The organism is Candidatus Pelagibacter bacterium nBUS_44 (assembly GCF_051200895.1).
GTDB lineage: Bacteria > Pseudomonadota > Alphaproteobacteria > Pelagibacterales > Pelagibacteraceae > Pelagibacter.
In genome coordinates, this window is sequence record NZ_CP172838.1 from 287,670 (window position 1) to 305,370 (window position 17,701).

A 17,701-nucleotide genomic window follows, 5' to 3' on the forward strand; every position below is an offset into this window, starting at 1 on the left:
ATACTATTTGGGCTCGATACCCATTTCTTTCATATCTTGATATCTGTCACCAGTTCTTGCATGAGCTCTTCCACTTGAAGCACCACCAATGGCTATAACAATTTCATCATCAAATGGAGCATCATGTATCGTGAATTCATGAGTTAAATAATAAGGTCGTAATCCAGAGTCTGTTTTATGCATCATTGGAATTGAAATTTTTGATCCAGCAGGCCCTCTAGTATTTGTAAAACTTAAATAAGAAGTTCCACCTACCGCATCTCTAAATTTATTACCAAATCTTAATGTATGTATAAAAGCCGAGGCATGCTCTATTTCTCCATTTAATCCGACCACTCCAGCTTTACCATATGCTAATATTTTTTCTGGAGATCCTATTTCTTTAATTAGTTCTGGGACCAATAGATCACCTAGTTTAGGGGCTAGGTCTAAAATTGTAGGTCTTAAGTCTTCAACAAAACCTTGACCATGCCAAGGATTTTTAAAAATAGCAGCAACAGAAACCAATATAACTGGTTCTTTTGCCTTCTTACCACCTTCAACAAAAGTTTTATCAACAAATTTTGTAAATTTTCTTAAATTAATATCCATAATTTTTATTTAGTTACTTGAGCTAATACTAGCCAAGCATTTACCTCTTTGCTTGCAATATAATTTGATTTAAAGAATTCAATTATTTTCCAAGAATTCTTATCTTCTAATTCTTTGATCTTTTTGTCAAATCCATATTCCTCATAAATACCAATATTTATTGTAAAACTAATTAATGATCCAGTTTTACAAATTCTTATCAATTCATCTAATGCAGGTGGGTTAACATGGCCAAAAGTAAAAGTTCCAACACAGGTTATTCCCTCATAAGCATTATCTTTTATATCTATTTTTTTATTGAGATCAATTTTGAACAAATTTTGATAAATATTCTCAGGTACTAAATCTAGCATTTTTTGTGAAAAATCAGCTCCATCAAATCTTTGAAAACCATTTTTTTTGAGCTCAATACCTACTAGACCGGTTCCACAACCAGCATCTAAAATTTTAATATCTTTGTTAGAAATATGTTTATTGAAAAGATTTACAGTTTCTTGAGGTCCAGAATATTTCCAATCAACCATGTCTTTGTCATATTTGTTTTCAACAGTCCACTCGTCATAATAATCTTCAACTTCCTTACCTGCTTTTAATTTGTAAATCGGAATTTTATTGCCAATATCTTTTTGTGACATTTATTTTTGCCTATGTTTAAAGCTATCTCTTCTAAAACTATATAATGCACTAGGATCGACATCAACATCAACTACTGCAGGTTTATTACATTTAATTGCTGCTTTAACAGCCTCATTTATTTCAGATATTTTTTTTACCTTAAATCCTTTTGCGCCATATAATTCTGCAACTTTATCAAATGAAGGGCTGGCAATATCTGCACCCAAATATCTTTTCCCAAAAAAATCTTTTTGATAAGCTTTTTCTGCTCCCCAACTTTGATTATTCATTACAATAGTTGTTGTGTTTATTCCATATTCAACTGCAGTACTTAACTCAGATATAGTCATGCCAAAACCACCATCACCCATAAGACTTACAACAGTCTTTTTGGGTTTTGCAATTTTCACTCCAAGACCACATGCAAAAGAAAAACCAACTAAACCAAAATCTAGAGGTGTAAATAAAGATGGTGGATTATAATATTCCAGGGCATCTGTTGCTTGTAAACAAAGTGTTCCGGCATCTAGAGTAATTGCAGTATTTTTTGGTAAAACTTTTCGAAGTTGTTTGAACAGGCCTTTTGGTTGAATAGGAAAATTTTTACCTAAATCATTTTTTTCCCTATTTGTTAAAAATTCTTTTCTTTCCTTTAAATATAAATTAGTCCAATTTTTAATATCTAGTTTTAATTTGTTTTTTTTTATTTCATTATATATTTGATTTGTAGCAGTTGCTGCATCAGCATTAATTCCAACAACTATTGTAAAATATTTTCCAAGCATCTTTTTTTCAATTTCGATTTGAATAATTTTTGCTTTTTTATTTATGTTATCATATGAATAAAAAGTAGAGTTAAAGCCCAATCGAGTTCCAATTGCTAAAATAACATCCGCTTCTTTAACAAGTCTTGATGCAACAGGGTTTCCACGAGGTCCCATCTGTCCTGCATTCAGCTTGTGACTAAAAGGAATGGCATCTCCATGACCAGCCGCTGTAACAATTGGTACATTTAACAATTCAGCAAGTTTGATTACCTCCTTATATTTGGTGTTATATTTAATCCCACCACCAGCAATTATTACAAATTGACTGGCTTGATTTATAATTTTTGCAGCTTTTTTTATTTTATTATTTTCACCTTTAAGACTGCTCTCACTTTCAAAAGAGGGCTTATTAGTATTGATTTTATAAGTATTTGTTGCTGCTAAAATGTTTCTTGGTAGATTAACGCAAACAGGACCTCTTCTAGGTTTCATTGCAAGGCTAAAAGCCTCATTCATAACATTAGGTATTATTTTTGAATTTTTAACAGTCCAGGTTTTTTTTGTAATTGGAGTAAATAAAGATTGCTGATCGAGACCCTGAAATGCATCTTCCATTTTATCTTTTGTAGAATAAGATCCAGCAATTGCAATTACTGGTGAAAAAGCAGCTTTTGCCTGAGCTACTCCTGTTACTAAGTTTGTAGCTCCAGGTCCATTTTGTCCAGCTATTATAACACCTGGTTTATTAGAAGCTCTCGCATACCCATCAGCCATATGGGTTCCAGTTCGTTCATCTCTTACACCAATAAATTTTATTTTTTTTTCATGGTAAAGAGCATCAAACATTTCCATTGTAGCTGAGCCAATGAGACCAAAAACATGTTTAACATTTTGTTTATTTAAAGATTTAACGGCAGCTTCACCACCAGTCATTTTCTTATGTAGCTTGATCACGAAACTTTTTTGACTTCAGTATCAATATCATCTTTAAAGTGAGGCATTACTTTTTCAGTAAAAAGCTTTATACTTTTCATGCAATCTTCGTGCTTAATGCCAGGAAAATTTGACCAAACTTGTAAATTTTGTAAGTTTAACTCAGATTTTAATTCATGAATTTTATCAATTACATATTCTGGAGTTCCAAAAAGCATATTTCGTTTATGTAAAAAATCATAACTAAGTAAATCTAACTTTCCTTTAGTAATAGGTAATTCTTCACCTGGATCCATATGATTTCCTAAACCTCTCCAATGACAAACCCATCTCATGTAGTTCACCATATGCTCACCAGCTTTTTCTTTTGCTTCTTCCATTGTATCAGCAACAAACATATCTCTTACTAGAGAAATACCTTCACCCATTGGTACATTTCTTTTTTCTGCTTCTGATTTTGCATTTTTGAAAGCTTCAAATTTAATTTTTAACGCTTTAACTGTTGGTATCCACATAATAATATTTAAACCTTGTTGCGCAGCCCATTCGATAGATCGAATACCATCTACAACTTGATGAATAGGGGGACAAGGTTTTTGATAAGGTTTTGGAAGAACGCTTATATTTTCCATAACATTAGTCTCAAGGTTTACCAAATCTTTATTTGGTGGACTCATATCATGTTGCCACACATAATCTGGTGCAGGATAAGTATAAAATTCACCTTTGTGATTAAAAAATTTTTCTTTCCAAGCTTTTTTTAAAATTGTTAAAGTTTCCTCAAACAGTCTGAAGTTTTTAGCTTGGTCTTTCATGTCAGCTTCTTTATTTAAATTTATAGCTTCTCTTCCGTAAATTCCTCTACCAATTCCAATTTCAACTCTACCCTTTGATAATTGGTCTAATAAGGCAATATCTTCTGCCATTCTTATCGGATTATGAAATGTGATTACATTACAAGCCTGTCCAATTCTTATATCTTTAGTTCTGGCTGCCGCATCAACACCCATCATTAAAGGATTGGTTAATGACTCCATGCCTTCATGGTTAAAATGATGCTCGGTATACCAAATTGAATTCCATTTATTCTGATCACAATATTCTGTGATCTCTCTAGTTTCATCTAATAGCTCGTGATATGGCTTGTGTGTCCAGTTGGTAGTATTACAAAAGTATCCAAATTTCATGCTTCCTCCTTTAAACTTTCTAATTTAAAAAAAGACGATCGATCCCGCTTTCGTATTGGATATAACGATGAGTTATGTATCGCTTTAATAAAATAATATTATTAATCTTAGCGCTGATATTCAATAAATTTCTTTAGAGAGTTCTTTAAGAAATGTTGAAAAAATATGCTTTTTTTATCGCTATTTAAGTTATTTAAAAAAGAAGGGTGCATTTTAAAATCATAAGAAGGTTCAAAGAAAAAAGGAACAGATATCCTTTTTGACTTATTCCATAATACCCTATGATTTGTGGCTTTAAATTTACCTTTGCTTAAATACTCTAGGGCTAATCCAGTGTTTACTATGAGAGCGTTTTTATTAAATGGAATATCATACCATTTTTTATTTTTTCTATTTTGAACTTGAAGACCACCTTTCTTATCTTGATATAGAACAGTAAAAATTCCACTATCCACATGTGTTTCGCACCCAAGTGCAACGCCATCTTGTTTTGAAATTTCAACAGGTTTTGTTTGATTGGGATAATAATTGAATCTTAATGTGCTAAGAGTTTTTATTCTTGAGAAAGCTTGATTACAAATTTTTAAATCTTTTTTATATAGTTTAATTATACTTTTAAACAATATTTCACTTAAAGAAAAAATATCATTAAAATAATTTGATAAACTTTTTATTGAGGATTTATTGAAGGATTTATTCAATTTTAGATATTCAATATATGGAGATTTATGCTTTTTTAAATCATGAGGTTTAATTTTAAAATCACCTAAGTCCAAACCTTCTTTGCCATTTACTGTATTTGGAAAATATCCTCTGTAAATATTTTTATTTTTTTTATTCCATTTTTTTGGCGCTAACTTTTTTTTATTTTCATCTGATGAATTAAAAAATTTATTACCAATTTTACAAATATTATTTATTTTTTTATTATTTATACCATGTCCTGTTATTTGAAAAAAACCAACATCTTTGCATGCCTTTTCAATTTTTCTTATTACATTTTTTGCTGAAATAGAGTCAAAATCTGATTTTAACAAGGGTGAAATATTAATTGTTGGAATATAGTTCCTCATTATCTGTTTGGTGTATCTGTAACAATCATTTGATCTTTTACTTTTTCTCTAAAATAAATATATATGCCAGCACTTATAATTATTGAAACACCAACAAAGGTCCTTGTTGTTGGAATATTATTAAATAGAATAAACCCTGTTAATATAGACCAGATTATTAGAGAATATTCATAAATTGATACAACAGAAGGTGAGGCTATACTGTATGCATTGAATACAAAATAAAATGCAAAAGCACCAATACATCCCATCGCCACAATAAATGGCCAAGCAAAGGACGGATTTGTAAACCATTCTCTAAAAATAAATTGAAATGTTGGATTGCCAAAACTACCTAACTGTCCTTTTCCTGTAAAAAGGAAAAACAAAATACTAATTAAGAGCGCACCAAAATATAAATGTATCATTTGAGTATAAACATTGTCTTTATGAGAGGTGATTTTAGTAATGGTCATTGATATTGCGTAACACAAAGCACAAGCAACAGGTGCCAATTTCATATAATCAAAATTATTAAAATCAGGATTTAAAACTATATATACTCCAATAAAACCAATAAAAATTGCAGCCCACCTTCTAATTCCAACCTTTTCTTTTAAAACAATCGTAGCCAATATTGAAACAAAGAATGGGCTTGAGAAAAATAATGCATTAGCCATGGCTAAAGACATGTAAGTAAGTGAAATATAAAAAAAACTAAAACCAAAAAAGAAACAAATAACTCTTAGAATTGTTAAAAAAGGGTAGTGCGTTGTTAAGTTTATCTTTTGTTTTGATAACTTTAAATATCCAATAAGTAAAATTAATGCAACGAAAGTTCTTCCAAAGTATAATTCATATAAAGCTGAATCTTCATAAATAAACTTAATTAGAGCATCCTGCATTGAAAATAATGCCATTCCAATTAAAATAAAAAGGATACCTTTAGAATTGTTTTGAGGCGTTATCATGAATTAAGAATAAAATCAGATGCTCTTTCTGCAATCATCAATACAGGAGCATTAAGATTGCCACTAGTAATTTCTGGCATTACTGATGCATCAACTACTCTAATATTTTGTAAACCATGCACTTTAAGTTTTTCATCTACAACAGCCATGTCATCTACACCCATTTTAAGAGTACAAGATGGGTGATAAGCTGTTTCTGCCTTAGATCTTATATATTCTTCATACATTTCATCTGTTTTAACATTTTCACCAGGCCCTGTTTCTTTTCCTGCAAAAGGTTTTAATGAATTTTGGCCTAAAATCTTTCTAGCTACATGAATACATTCTATTGTTTGTTTTAGATCATCCTCATGTTCTAAATAATTAAATTGAATTTTTGGATAATCATATGGATTAGAACTATTTAAAGTAATATGCCCTCTGCTTTTTGGATGATTAGGACTTGCATGAAGTTGATAACCATGGCGGTCAGGGTCAACTAATCCATGATCAATTACAAAAGCTGGAAAAAAATGAAATTGTATATTTGGATATTCTCTTTCAGGTGAAGACTTACAAAAACCACCAGCTTCTAGAAAAGAAGTAGAGCACGGACCAGTTCTAGATAAAAACCACTGAATACCAATTCTCATCATATTTAATTTATTCACATAGGAATATAAAGTATCTGAAGTTTTGCACTCTTGTTGCACATACGTTTCCAAATGGTCTTGTAAATTTCTTCCAACACCCTCTAAATTATGGATTATTTCTATACCGTTATCTTTAAGATGTTTGCTTGGACCAATTCCTGAAAGCATTAATAATTGCGGAGAGTTTATTGCACCACCACTAAGGATTACTTCTTTATTTGCATAAATTTTTTCTATTTTGTTTTTAATTTTTACTTCAATACCAATAGCTTTTTTTCCATCAAAAATAATTTTTTCAACAAAGGCATCAGTAAAAATTTTTAAATTTTTTCTTTTTTTAGCTGGATTTAGATAGTATTTTGAAACACTAGCTCTTTCACCTTTGTGGATAGTTACGTCATACATCCCAAAACCTTCTTGATCTTTACCATTCATGTCTTCATTAATTTTATATCCAGCCTCTCCAGCTGAGTCGACGAATGCTTTAAATAATGGATTTTTATTTTTAGACTGATTAACTGGTAAAATTCCATTTCCACCTCGATATTCATTTTCACCTTCAGACCAAGTTTCTATTTTTTTAAAGAAAGGCAAAACTTTATCATAAGACCAATCTTTTAATCCGAACGAAGACCATCTTTGATAGTCATTAGGATTACCTCTTACATAAACCATCCCGTTATGAGCAGAACAGCCACCAATCATTTTACCTCTTGGACAAAATAGATTTCGATTATGGAGATGAGGTTCTGGTTCTGAATAATATTTATAATTATATTTGGGATCATGCATTGTATATAAAATTGCAAGTGGCATGTTAACTTTCCAAATATCACTTGGTTTTCCTGCTTCAAAAACAGCTACGTTGTTTTGACTATTTTCCGACAATCTATTTGCCAGAACACAACCCGCTGATCCTGCACCAATAATTAAATAATCAAATTTCATATCAACTTGGACGTTAGCAATTTTTGATAGTCATGGATAGATTTCATTTTGACATTAGTTTTTTTAGCTGCTTCATCAAATTTTCTTAAAAGTATTGTCGACTTGAAATATCTTTGAGCTTCAAATTTAATACATTCTTCATCATTTAGCGCCCCACCTTGTAATCGTAAGCTTGTTTTTGAAGCTTCTGACAGTAAATCAAAGTATTGTTTATCTTTAGCAAGGTATCTTTTTGCAAGAACATGATATTTTATTGGCTCAGTAATCTCTTTTTTAAAAATTTTTTTTAAAAATTCATAACCAATTTCTTCATGTTTACCGTCTAAATTTTCTTTTACCAATTCATCAGGATTTTCTAGAATGAAATGTCCATAATCATGCAGCAAGCAAGAACATACTAAATCATCATTACATTTGGCTTTTTCAGCAAGCATTGCAGTCTGTATCATGTGTTCTGACATGGTAACTTTTTCACCAATATAAAGAGACTTATTGTTAGTAAAATTTGAAATTATTTTATCAACAATTTGCATTAAAGTTATTGAGGATGATCACCTTCAATTGCAATACGATCCATTATTCTTTCATGGCCAAGACCTCTGCCAGGAAAAAAATCTGCAATAGCATAATGAATAACGCTCCTATTATCCCAGATTGCAACTGTATTTTCGGTCCAATTAAATCTACAAGTTAAATCTAATCTTTCTTGATGTTCAAAAATTTCTTTTAAAATTTGATCACTTTCTTCTTTATCTAAACCTATAATCTGCTTTGTATAAGTCCAGTTAACAAATAAGATTTTTTTACCCGTTTCTGGATGAGTTCTAACAATTGGATGTTCATTAGAATAAGAGTCGTAATTTCTTTTTTCATTTCCTTCCATGTGCTTGTAATTATCAATGAAAAATTCTGCTCCTAGAGAGCTATGAATTGCTTTTTTATCTTTTATTTTTTCTTGAATTTTAGGATCTAATGTTTCCCATGCTAATTCCATATTAGAAAAACAGGTATCACCACCAACAGGAGGTATTTTAACTGATTTAAGTATAACAGCTTTGGTTGGTTTTGAATTATAGCTAACATCACTATGCCAATTTTCTCCCCATTGGTTTTTTTCTTCTTTTCCTTTTATAATTCTTACAATTTCTGGATAATTATCTAGCCCCTTTACATATGCATGAGTTTCTAAAGGTCCAAATTTTTCTGCAAGAGCAATTTGTTGTTCTTTAGAAATAGGCTGATCTCTAAAAAAAATTACCTTGTGCTCTAAAAGCAAATTGTTAACTCTTTTAAAGTTTTCATCAGATACATCCGTTAAATCAATTCCTTTTATTTCAGCACCTAAAGCTCCAGATAATAATTTAATTTCCATTATTTTTTTAACTTTCCAGTTATTAATAAATTATCATTATTAAAATTCTGCTTATTAAGGTTTATAAAGTTATCCATTAATTTTACTTTTTCTTGTTCAAACTCTGAAACTTTTCTTTTATTTAAGTCAATATACAAAGATAACATTTCAAGTGTTGCAGAAAGTTTTTTTGAGGATTTTTCAATCATTTCCATTTTATAGTGTAGTTTTTTTTTGTCATGATCTAAAAATGTAAGATTAATTGCTACTTCGTCACCTTCTTTAACTTCATTGTTATAGGTTGTGTATGTTTCAACAACCATGGTGCTCATATTTGTTGTTTTTGCAGACTGTTCTCCCATTTTAAATTTTTCTAAAATCAATTCCCATTTTTGATCAAACACCAATACATAATAAGCCATATTCATATGGTTATTGTAATCGGTCCATTCTTTTTTAATAATTTGATTTGCTATATGTACAGACATTTAATTTTTATATTCTGGTTCTTCTTTATCTAAAATTAATCTTATTTGTTCAAGATGCAACTTTGCTAAATCAATAGGATAATCTGCCGTTTCTTGAGCTGTTTTTTCTGCTACTTCGTTGCTTACAACATTTAATTCTTTATTAGTAGCTAAGGCAGTTAAATAAGTTTCTGCTGCTTTTTCAAAATAATATAAATAATTAAAACCCTCTGCTACTGTTTCACCTGTAGTAATAACCCCATGATTAGCTAAAAGCATATGCTGCTTATTTCCAAGTGCATTAGCCATCTTGATAGACTCATCTTCAAATCCTAGTCCTCCAAAATCATTAAAAACTGAAACTCTATTATAAAATATCATTGTATTTTGATCGATAGGTTTCAAGGTAGGATCTTTTAAAGTTGATAGAGCAGTTGCATATTTGGAGTGCACATGAAAAATGCACTTAGCATGTGGAACTTTATGATGAATTGCACCATGAATACTAATTGCTGTAGGATCAATTAAATCAGGTTTATTTTTAAGGTCTGTAATATTTTCTTTAGTTACTAAAATTAAATCACTAGCTTTAATTTGACTAAAATGTATTCCAGCTTTGTTTACATAAAAATCAGTTGATGAGCCAGGTACACAGGCACTAAAATGATTTGCAACACCTTCGTGCATATTTAATCTTGCAGTCCATCTAAAGGTTGCAGCTAAGTCTTTTTGTAATTCTGTTATTTCCATTTTTACTAAATTAAACTATATTTAAATTATAAATTATGAGCAATAAGGTTTTTATATCATGTGCGGTAACTGGATCAGGTGATACTGCTAGCAAACACCCAGAATTACCAAAGACTCCGGAACAAATCGCAACAGCTTCAATTGAAGCAGCAAAAGCAGGAGCTGCAATAGCACACATTCATGTTAGAGAAGAAGATGGTACCCCAAGTAGAAGACTGGAATTGTATAAAGAAGTTGTTGATAGAGTTCGTTCAAGTGACACGGATGTAATTATAAATTTAACTACTGGCATGGGGGGTGATCTTGATATTGGTCAAGGTGAAAATCCATTAGATTTTGGGCCAATGACTGATATGGCAAACGTTATGGAAAGAATTGCAAATGCGGAGCAATTTCTTCCTGAGATTTGTACACTGGATGCTGGAACATTAAATTTTGGTGATGGTTCAACAATCACTGTTAATACACCCAATGATTTAAGAAAAGCTGCTAAGAAATTAAAAGAAATTGGTGTGAAACCAGAAATAGAAGCTTTTGATTTAGGAAACATGTGGTTCGGAGCCCAGTTATATAAAGAAGGATTATTAAGTGATCCACCAATGTTTCAAATGTGTTTAGGAATACCTTGGGGAGCACCCGCAACTACTTTAGCAATGCAGGCTATGAAAGATATTATGCCCAATGAAGGTGTGTGGTCTGGTTTTGCTATTTCAAAAAATGAAATGCCATTTGTTGCTCAGACGGTTTTAATGGGAGGTAATCCAAGAGTTGGATTAGAAGATAATTTATATTTATCAAAAGGTAAGCTTGCTACTAACGCTCAATTGGTTGAAAAAGCTATAAGAATTGTCGATGAGATTGGTTACACACCGATGACACCAGCAGAAACTAGAGAAAAGTTAAAACTTGTTAAACACAAGTAATGTCTCAAATCAAAAAAATTGCAGTAATTGGTACCGGCGTAATTGGAGCAGGTTGGATCATTAGATGTTTGGCGCATAATAAAATTGTAAACGCTTACGATAAAGATATTAAATTAAAAAAAAATTTAATAGCTGAGATTAAAAGAACTTGGCCACCTGTAAAAAAACTTTTTAATAAAAAAAAACTTAATCTTAAAAATTTTAAATATTTTACCTCTATTGAGGAAGCTTTAAAAGATGCAGACTTAATTCAAGAATGTGCAAGTGAAAATTATGCTTTAAAAACTAAGTTGATGAACACTATAGGAAAATACGCTAAACCAAATGCAATTATTTCATCAAGCTCTTCAGGACTATTACCAACAAAAATTTATTCCAAATGCAAAAACCCTGAAAGAACAATGATTGGACACCCCTTTAATCCAGTTTATTTATTACCTGCTGTTGAGATTGTTCCTGGAAAAAAAACATCAAAAAAATATTTAGAAAGAGCTAAAAAATTTTACAATTCAATTTCAATGAATCCAATAATGGTCAAACACGAGTTGCCTGGTTATTTATCTGATAGATTACAAGAAGCCTTATGGAGAGAAGGGCTACACATTATTAAAGAGGGCCATGCAACTACAGAGGATTTAGATAGAGCAATTGAAGATGGTCCGGGTCTTAGATGGTCTTTAATGGGCACCTTTTTAACATTTCATTTAGCTGGAGGAAAAGCTGGAATGAGACATATGCTAGAGCAATTTGGACCAGCTCTAAAACTTCCATGGACAAAATTAAAAGCTCCAACTTTATCTAAAAATCTAATTGATAGACTGGTCCAAGGCACAAAAAAACAATCTAAAGGAAAATCAGTTACCAAGATTTCAAATATTAGAGATGAATATCTTGTTGAACTTCAAAAGCTGAGAAAAAAGTACGAAAATAAAATTAGAAAATAATGAAAAAGACCTTAACAGCTATTTGTTTATGTAAGGGAGTTAAATTTAAAACCAGTGGTGAACACAGAAATGTTTCAAATTGCCATTGTATTCAGTGCAGAAAAACCCATGGGATTTATGGTGCTTATTCAAATGTTAAAGATAAAGATATTAAATTTATAAATAAAAAAACACTTAGATGGTTTAAATCATCAAACAATGCAAAAAGAGGATTTTGTAACAAATGTGGGGCTAGTATATTTTTTAAATTTAAAAATTCAGACAATGTCTCGATAGCAGCAGGAATGTTTAATGGAAAAACAGGTCTTAAAACTATGAGAAATATATTTGTTGGGACTAAATCAGATTTTTATAAAATTACAGATAAACTTCCAAAATTTAAAAGGTTTTCAAATTAATCATTTCTTTCTGTGTGACCATCAACAGAGATTACTTGTCCTGATACTTTATTTGAATCATCAGAAATTAAAAAAGAACACATTTTTCCAATATCCTCTTCTAAGATCCACTGCTTCATTGAACTCATTGAAACAAAATCTTTTTCAATTGTTTTAGTTGAAACTTTAGTAAATTTAGCCTTATCTCTAATTACTCTTTTCATTCTATCACCTTTAATTGTTCCGGGACATACTGCATTAACTCTAATATTAAATTTACCTAGTTCCATTGCTAATGTTTTTGTAACACCAATTATAGCCCATTTACTTGCAGCATAAGGAGAGCGAAGTGGAAAACCAAGTATACCAGCTGTTGATGAAATATTTACTATTGATCCGTTTTCAGATTTTTTTAGTAAAGGGATTGCTTTTTTTGTGAAATAGAAATGACTATTCACATCTATATGTAAGGTGTTTTCCCAATCTTTTGACTTCAATTTTTCAAGGGAGCCAGTTGGTCCAGCAATACCTACATTGTTTATTAAAGCATCAATTTTTTTTGTTTTCTTTTTAACTTTCTCAAAAAAATCTGAAACCTGATATTCATTTGATGCATCACAAAGATATGCAAATAATCTTTTGTTTCTTAATGGGTGCTTATTTAGTTTATTAAGAAATTTACTATCTATATCACAAAGATAAACGTAGGCTCCTCTAGCAAGACAAACTTTTGCTGTTGCTAAACCTATTCCAGATGCTCCTGCAGAAATTATAATTCTTTTATTCTTTAATGATTGGTTAACCATTAACTATGACTTTGTTAAAGATGATTGAAGTTCTTTATTAGTTATATATCCTTTAACATTTCCACTCTTATCAACTACTTCGCAGTTTGCATTAGTACAAACGATTTGAGGTAAAAACTCTTCAATAAACTGGTCTTCCTGCACTTTAACTAAATTTGATTTATCAATATTATTTACTTCATTAGCATTTTTCATGATTATTTTTGCTTTTATTACTTTTGCTCTATTTACGTCTTTAACAAAAGCTTTTACGTAATCATCAGCTGGTTTCATTATTATGTCCACTGGTGTTCCAACCTGGACTAATTTTCCGGCATTTAATATTCCTATGTGATCTCCAAGCCTTAAGGATTCATCAAGGTCATGAGTAATAAATATTATTGTTTTTTTTAATTCTGATTGAAGATCAATCAATTGTTTTTGCATGTCACTTCTAATCAAGGGATCTAATGCACTAAATGCTTCATCCATTAACATAATGTCGGAGTTTGTTGCTAAAGCTCTTGCTAAGCCAACACGTTGTTGCATTCCACCAGATAGTTGGTTTGGAAATTGATTTTCAAAACCATTTAGACCGACATCATCAATCTTTTCCATTGCAATTTTATCTCTTTCTTCCTCAGTTTTACCCTGCATCTCCAATCCATAGCCAACATTTTGCATTACGGTTTTGTGTGGAAATAAACCAAATCTTTGAAAGACCATACTAATTCGATTTCTTCTCCAATCTATTAGCTGTTCTGGATTACAATTCATAATATTGGTGCCATCTATATGAATTTCTCCTTCTGTTGGATCAATTAATCTGTTTATGTGCCTAATCAATGTAGACTTTCCTGAACCAGACAATCCCATGCACACAAAAGTTTCGCCTTCTTCTATTTTTAATGAAACATTATCCAATCCTACTGTATGGCCAGTTTGTTCTAAAATATCCTCTTTTGTAGCTCCATTCTTAACCATGGGCATTACAGTCTGAGGCTTGTTACCAAAAATTTTATATATGTTATTAATTTCTATTTTTGACATTATTTTTTTTCTTTTTTAGTTGGAGAGTTTTTTTCTTGAAGTGTCTCTCCATATGATTGAGTAATTCTATCTAACACAATAGCAAGTAATACAATTGCAATTCCTGCTTCTGCAGCTCTACCTACATTCAATTGTTGAAGACCTAAAAGAACTTCATCGCCCAAACCTCTAGTTCCAATCATTGACGCTATAACCACCATAGATAAAGCCATCATTGTACATTGGTTAATTCCTTGCATAATATTAGGTAGTGCTAATGGAATTTGAACTCCCCATAATTTTTGTTTTTTTGAAGCACCAAAAGCATCTGCAGCTTCTGTCACCTCAGTATCAACTAGTCTAATACCTAGGTCCGTTAATCTAACCAATGGAGGAACTGCATAAATAAAAGTTGCAATAATTGCTGGGACTGCACCTAATCCAAATAACATTATTCCTGGTATCAAATACACAAAAGCCGGTATTGTTTGCATTAAATCTAATATGGGAAGAATTTTTTCCCTAACTCTATTAGCTCTAGACATCCATATTCCGATTGGAACACCAATAACTAGACATAAAAATATACTTATTAGCATAATTGAAGTTGTTTCAATTGCTTTATCCCAAAATCTTGGGTGTAAAAATCCAATAAAGAAAGTACAAAAGCCAACTGCAACAGTAGTTTTTATTTTTTTCCCACTGGCAAAGTAAGCAAGTATTACAACACCGATAATTACTAAAGGCCATGGCGCTTGAACTAAAAAGTTTTTTAGTCCCATCAACATCGCAAGTAAAAAATTATTTATCGCCTCAAAAATAAAACCATAATTTTCATTAAGTGCTTTAAACATCTTATTAATCCATGGCATTAGTGGTAAATCTAACCATTTAGGCCAATCACTTAACCACGAAAAATCTTTAAACAATTCTCCTATAGTTTCAGGTTTTCTTTTTGATGAACTGTAACTTGTAATTAATAACCATATAAAAATTCCTAACAATCCTAGGTTAAATATATTTTTTTTATCTTTGAACATATGGTTGATTTTTTAATTTAAAGAAAGAGCCCCGAAGGGCTCTCTCAAATTATTTTATCTTAAAATTAAAGTGCTGCTTTTACTTTTTTAGCAACATCAGCAGGAACCCAAGAAGTCCAAGCTGTTTCTGATTTTAAGTATTCTTTAGCAGTTAATTCCATATCACCATCTGACTCATCTTCGTAGAAGGCCAACATTTTATTAACTGTAGCAGTAGGAATTGAGTACTCAGATAAGAACTTAGTTTCTGCAGGATGAGCAGCGGCCCATTTAGTTAATACAGATTTAGTTAATGCCATATCTCTATATTCACATGCACAAGATTTTGTATATGCTTCTGGTCCTTCTGCTTTGATTTTTTCAACAACAACAGACATATCATCCCAACACTTTTTGACAAACTTAGGTTCTGTTAATCTAACTAGATCAACTTTACCCATTAAGCCAGTAGGTGCCCAATAGTATGTAAAGATAGGTTTCTTTTTAGCAAAAGCACCTGCAATAGCAGCATCTAAAGCACCACCAGAACCTGGGTCAAAGTTAGTATAGTATTTATCTAGACCATACTCTTTTTGTTTAACCAAGTTTACAGTGTAACAAGTCCAACCTGAAATACAGCTAGTCATTCTACCTTTTGAAGGGTCTTCAGGATCTTTAAATAACGCAGCTATTTTTGGATCTTTCATGTCTTCAACTGATTTTAAATTATATTTATCAGCAGTAGTTTTATCTACGTAAAAAGCTTGCTGAGAGTCAGGAGTGTTAACACCAATATTTTTGATAGTACCTGCTGCTTCGTGAGGTTCATAATTTGCAATAATATTGTCATACCAAACTTCAGTAATCACATCTAGTTGACCATCATAGTGAGCAGCCATAATAGGTGTAGTACTTCCTTTAGTTACAGAAACTTCACATCCATATCCTTTTTCAAGTATGAATGTAGTAATTGCAGTATGAATATTTGCGCTACTCCAGTCAAAATCTCCCAATCTTGCTTTGCAATCACCCGCATTAGCACTAGTTGCTAATAACGATGATACTAAGAAAGCTGAAAGAACTAATTTCTTTAAAAACTTCATTAAATTATCTCCTTAGGTTAAGTTTTAATATTAAGATTTAATAATGAATGAGGACAAAACACAAGCGTTGAATCTTGTTTACAACTATAAATTGAGTTGAATTTTCACCCTTTATATATAATGATTGCTCATGAGCTCAATTTCAAAACTAGAGGAAAATTCCGACCATTTAAAAGTTATTTGGGATGATGGCGAAGAAAGTAAGTTTAATTATTTATGGTTAAGAGACAATTGTCCATCTGCACACGATAAAGATTCACGCCATAGAATGTTTAACATCTTAAATGTTTCAACAGATATAAGGCCAAAAAATTATAATGTTAATAATAAAGGAATTTTAGAAATAGAATGGAGTGAAGGTGATCACAAAAGTTCATATGATCCTTTATGGCTAAGAGAAAATTGCTACACAATAAAAAATAAAATTACATATGTTTCACCATACAAGCTTTGGGATAATTCATTACAGAATAATTTAGAATCAATTGAAATTGATTACGAAGAAATTATTAATTCAGAAGAAGGTTTAATAAAATGGTTAGAACTTTTACATTATACAGGAATAGCAATTGTTAAAAATGCACCAACAGAACAAAATTCTGCTTTTAAGGTTTTAAATAGAATTAGCCATACACGAGAAACTTTTTTTAAAACTCCATTTGAAGTAATAAATATTCCTAAACCAAATAATTCAGCTTATACAGCACATGCGTTACGAAATCATATGGATCTTCCATGGTTTGAAAATCCTCCAGGTTATCAATTTTTACATTGTTTAATAAATTCTGCTAAAGGTGGAAACTCTTCGGCAGTAGATGCGTTTGCTGTTGCAGATTACTTAAGAAAGAATGAAAAGGAAATATTTGATACTTTAGTTTCTGTTCCGCTTAAATTTAAAGATAAAGACTATACTCAGGAAGCACACAGAAGCTTTCATTCTCCTGCTATAACACTAACTAAAGATGGGGATTATAATGATATAAGATTTAGTGTTGCTACAATGGATACATTAGATTGTAACCCAGAAATAATGGAAAAAGTCTACAAAGCACATCATCGATTTGGAAACCTTTTACATGATGAAAAATATCAAATTAATTTTAGGTTAGAGCCAGGAGATATATTTTCTTTTAACAATAGAAGACTTTTGCATGGTAGAACTGAATTTGATCCAAACTCAGGTCATAGACATTTGCAGGGATACTACATGGATCGAGATGAAATTATTGGAAGATTAAATTATCTAAAAAAATAATT

19 protein-coding genes are annotated in these 17,701 nt (G+C 31.0%); 4 read left to right on the forward strand and 15 right to left on the reverse strand.

Features of this window, described 5'->3' with window-relative positions; all coding sequences use genetic code 11:
• Positions 1–3: 3 nt before the first annotated feature.
• From ACIJYB_RS01535 to ACIJYB_RS01585, 11 genes are all read right to left on the reverse strand, one after another.
• The gene (locus tag ACIJYB_RS01535) at positions 4–591 is read right to left on the reverse strand and encodes an amino acid synthesis family protein (protein ID WP_435151553.1); all 588 of its coding nucleotides are present in this window, start codon (positions 589–591) and stop codon (positions 4–6) included.
• A gap of 5 nt (positions 592–596) precedes the next feature.
• Positions 597–1,226, reverse strand: coding sequence for a class I SAM-dependent DNA methyltransferase (locus ACIJYB_RS01540; protein ID WP_435151555.1), 630 nt, complete (start codon positions 1,224–1,226; stop codon positions 597–599).
• Entirely contained in the window at positions 1,227–2,906 is a 1,680-nt protein-coding gene (locus tag ACIJYB_RS01545) for a thiamine pyrophosphate-binding protein (protein ID WP_435152502.1), read from the reverse strand.
• A 17-nt stretch (positions 2,907–2,923) separates the two neighbouring features.
• A complete protein-coding gene (locus ACIJYB_RS01550) occupies positions 2,924–4,093 on the reverse strand; it encodes an LLM class flavin-dependent oxidoreductase (protein WP_435151558.1) in 1,170 nt (389 codons plus the stop codon).
• A 107-nt stretch (positions 4,094–4,200) separates the two neighbouring features.
• Positions 4,201–5,166, reverse strand: a complete 966-nt coding sequence (locus ACIJYB_RS01555; protein WP_435151561.1) for a 2OG-Fe(II) oxygenase family protein — start codon at positions 5,164–5,166, stop codon at positions 4,201–4,203.
• Positions 5,166–6,116 carry a DMT family transporter gene (locus ACIJYB_RS01560; protein ID WP_435151564.1) on the reverse strand — a complete coding sequence of 317 codons (951 nt, stop codon included), beginning with the start codon at positions 6,114–6,116 and terminating at the stop codon, positions 5,166–5,168. The genes ACIJYB_RS01555 and ACIJYB_RS01560 overlap by 1 nt, the downstream gene beginning before the upstream one ends.
• Positions 6,113–7,696 (reverse strand): choline dehydrogenase, encoded by a 1,584-nt coding sequence (locus ACIJYB_RS01565; protein ID WP_435151566.1) that lies wholly within the window; start codon positions 7,694–7,696, stop codon positions 6,113–6,115. The genes ACIJYB_RS01560 and ACIJYB_RS01565 overlap by 4 nt, the downstream gene beginning before the upstream one ends.
• Positions 7,693–8,229 carry an HD domain-containing protein gene (locus ACIJYB_RS01570; protein WP_435151569.1) on the reverse strand — a complete coding sequence of 179 codons (537 nt, stop codon included), beginning with the start codon at positions 8,227–8,229 and terminating at the stop codon, positions 7,693–7,695. Before ACIJYB_RS01570 ends, ACIJYB_RS01565 begins: the two co-directional genes overlap by 4 nt.
• Before the next feature lie 5 nt (positions 8,230–8,234).
• Positions 8,235–9,068 carry a TauD/TfdA dioxygenase family protein gene (locus ACIJYB_RS01575; protein WP_435151572.1) on the reverse strand — a complete coding sequence of 278 codons (834 nt, stop codon included), beginning with the start codon at positions 9,066–9,068 and terminating at the stop codon, positions 8,235–8,237.
• A complete protein-coding gene (locus tag ACIJYB_RS01580; RefSeq protein WP_435151575.1) occupies positions 9,068–9,535 on the reverse strand; it encodes a thioesterase family protein in 468 nt (155 codons plus the stop codon). The genes ACIJYB_RS01575 and ACIJYB_RS01580 overlap by 1 nt, the downstream gene beginning before the upstream one ends.
• A complete protein-coding gene (locus tag ACIJYB_RS01585) occupies positions 9,536–10,264 on the reverse strand; it encodes a class II aldolase/adducin family protein (protein WP_435151578.1) in 729 nt (242 codons plus the stop codon).
• A 35-nt stretch (positions 10,265–10,299) separates the two neighbouring features.
• Here ACIJYB_RS01585 and ACIJYB_RS01590 point away from each other — a divergent pair, with 35 nt between their 5' ends.
• From ACIJYB_RS01590 to ACIJYB_RS01600, 3 genes are read left to right on the forward strand one after another with little or no spacing between them, the layout of a single operon-like run.
• On the forward strand, positions 10,300–11,187 hold the full coding sequence (locus ACIJYB_RS01590; protein WP_435086507.1) for a 3-keto-5-aminohexanoate cleavage protein: 888 nt from the start codon (positions 10,300–10,302) through the stop codon (positions 11,185–11,187).
• Positions 11,187–12,131, forward strand: a complete 945-nt coding sequence (locus ACIJYB_RS01595) for a 3-hydroxyacyl-CoA dehydrogenase NAD-binding domain-containing protein (RefSeq protein ID WP_435151581.1) — start codon at positions 11,187–11,189, stop codon at positions 12,129–12,131. Before ACIJYB_RS01590 ends, ACIJYB_RS01595 begins: the two co-directional genes overlap by 1 nt.
• Positions 12,131–12,529, forward strand: coding sequence for a GFA family protein (locus ACIJYB_RS01600; RefSeq protein WP_435151584.1), 399 nt, complete (start codon positions 12,131–12,133; stop codon positions 12,527–12,529). Before ACIJYB_RS01595 ends, ACIJYB_RS01600 begins: the two co-directional genes overlap by 1 nt.
• Here ACIJYB_RS01600 and ACIJYB_RS01605 read toward each other — a convergent pair.
• From ACIJYB_RS01605 to ACIJYB_RS01620, 4 genes are all read right to left on the reverse strand, one after another.
• Positions 12,526–13,314: an SDR family oxidoreductase gene (locus ACIJYB_RS01605; RefSeq protein WP_435151586.1), complete on the reverse strand. Its 789-nt coding sequence runs from the start codon at positions 13,312–13,314 to the stop codon at positions 12,526–12,528. The genes ACIJYB_RS01600 and ACIJYB_RS01605 overlap by 4 nt on opposite strands.
• 3 nt (positions 13,315–13,317) lie before the next feature.
• On the reverse strand, positions 13,318–14,343 hold the full coding sequence (locus ACIJYB_RS01610; protein WP_435151589.1) for a quaternary amine ABC transporter ATP-binding protein: 1,026 nt from the start codon (positions 14,341–14,343) through the stop codon (positions 13,318–13,320).
• The gene (locus tag ACIJYB_RS01615) at positions 14,343–15,194 is read right to left on the reverse strand and encodes an ABC transporter permease (protein WP_435152505.1); all 852 of its coding nucleotides are present in this window, start codon (positions 15,192–15,194) and stop codon (positions 14,343–14,345) included. Before ACIJYB_RS01615 ends, ACIJYB_RS01610 begins: the two co-directional genes overlap by 1 nt.
• 233 nt (positions 15,195–15,427) lie before the next feature.
• Positions 15,428–16,444, reverse strand: coding sequence for a glycine betaine ABC transporter substrate-binding protein (locus ACIJYB_RS01620; RefSeq protein ID WP_435151591.1), 1,017 nt, complete (start codon positions 16,442–16,444; stop codon positions 15,428–15,430).
• Between the two features lie 130 nt (positions 16,445–16,574).
• On the opposite strand from ACIJYB_RS01620, the gene ACIJYB_RS01625 reads away from it, so the two are divergent.
• Positions 16,575–17,699 carry a TauD/TfdA family dioxygenase gene (locus tag ACIJYB_RS01625; protein ID WP_435151594.1) on the forward strand — a complete coding sequence of 375 codons (1,125 nt, stop codon included), beginning with the start codon at positions 16,575–16,577 and terminating at the stop codon, positions 17,697–17,699.
• Positions 17,700–17,701 lie beyond the last annotated feature (2 nt).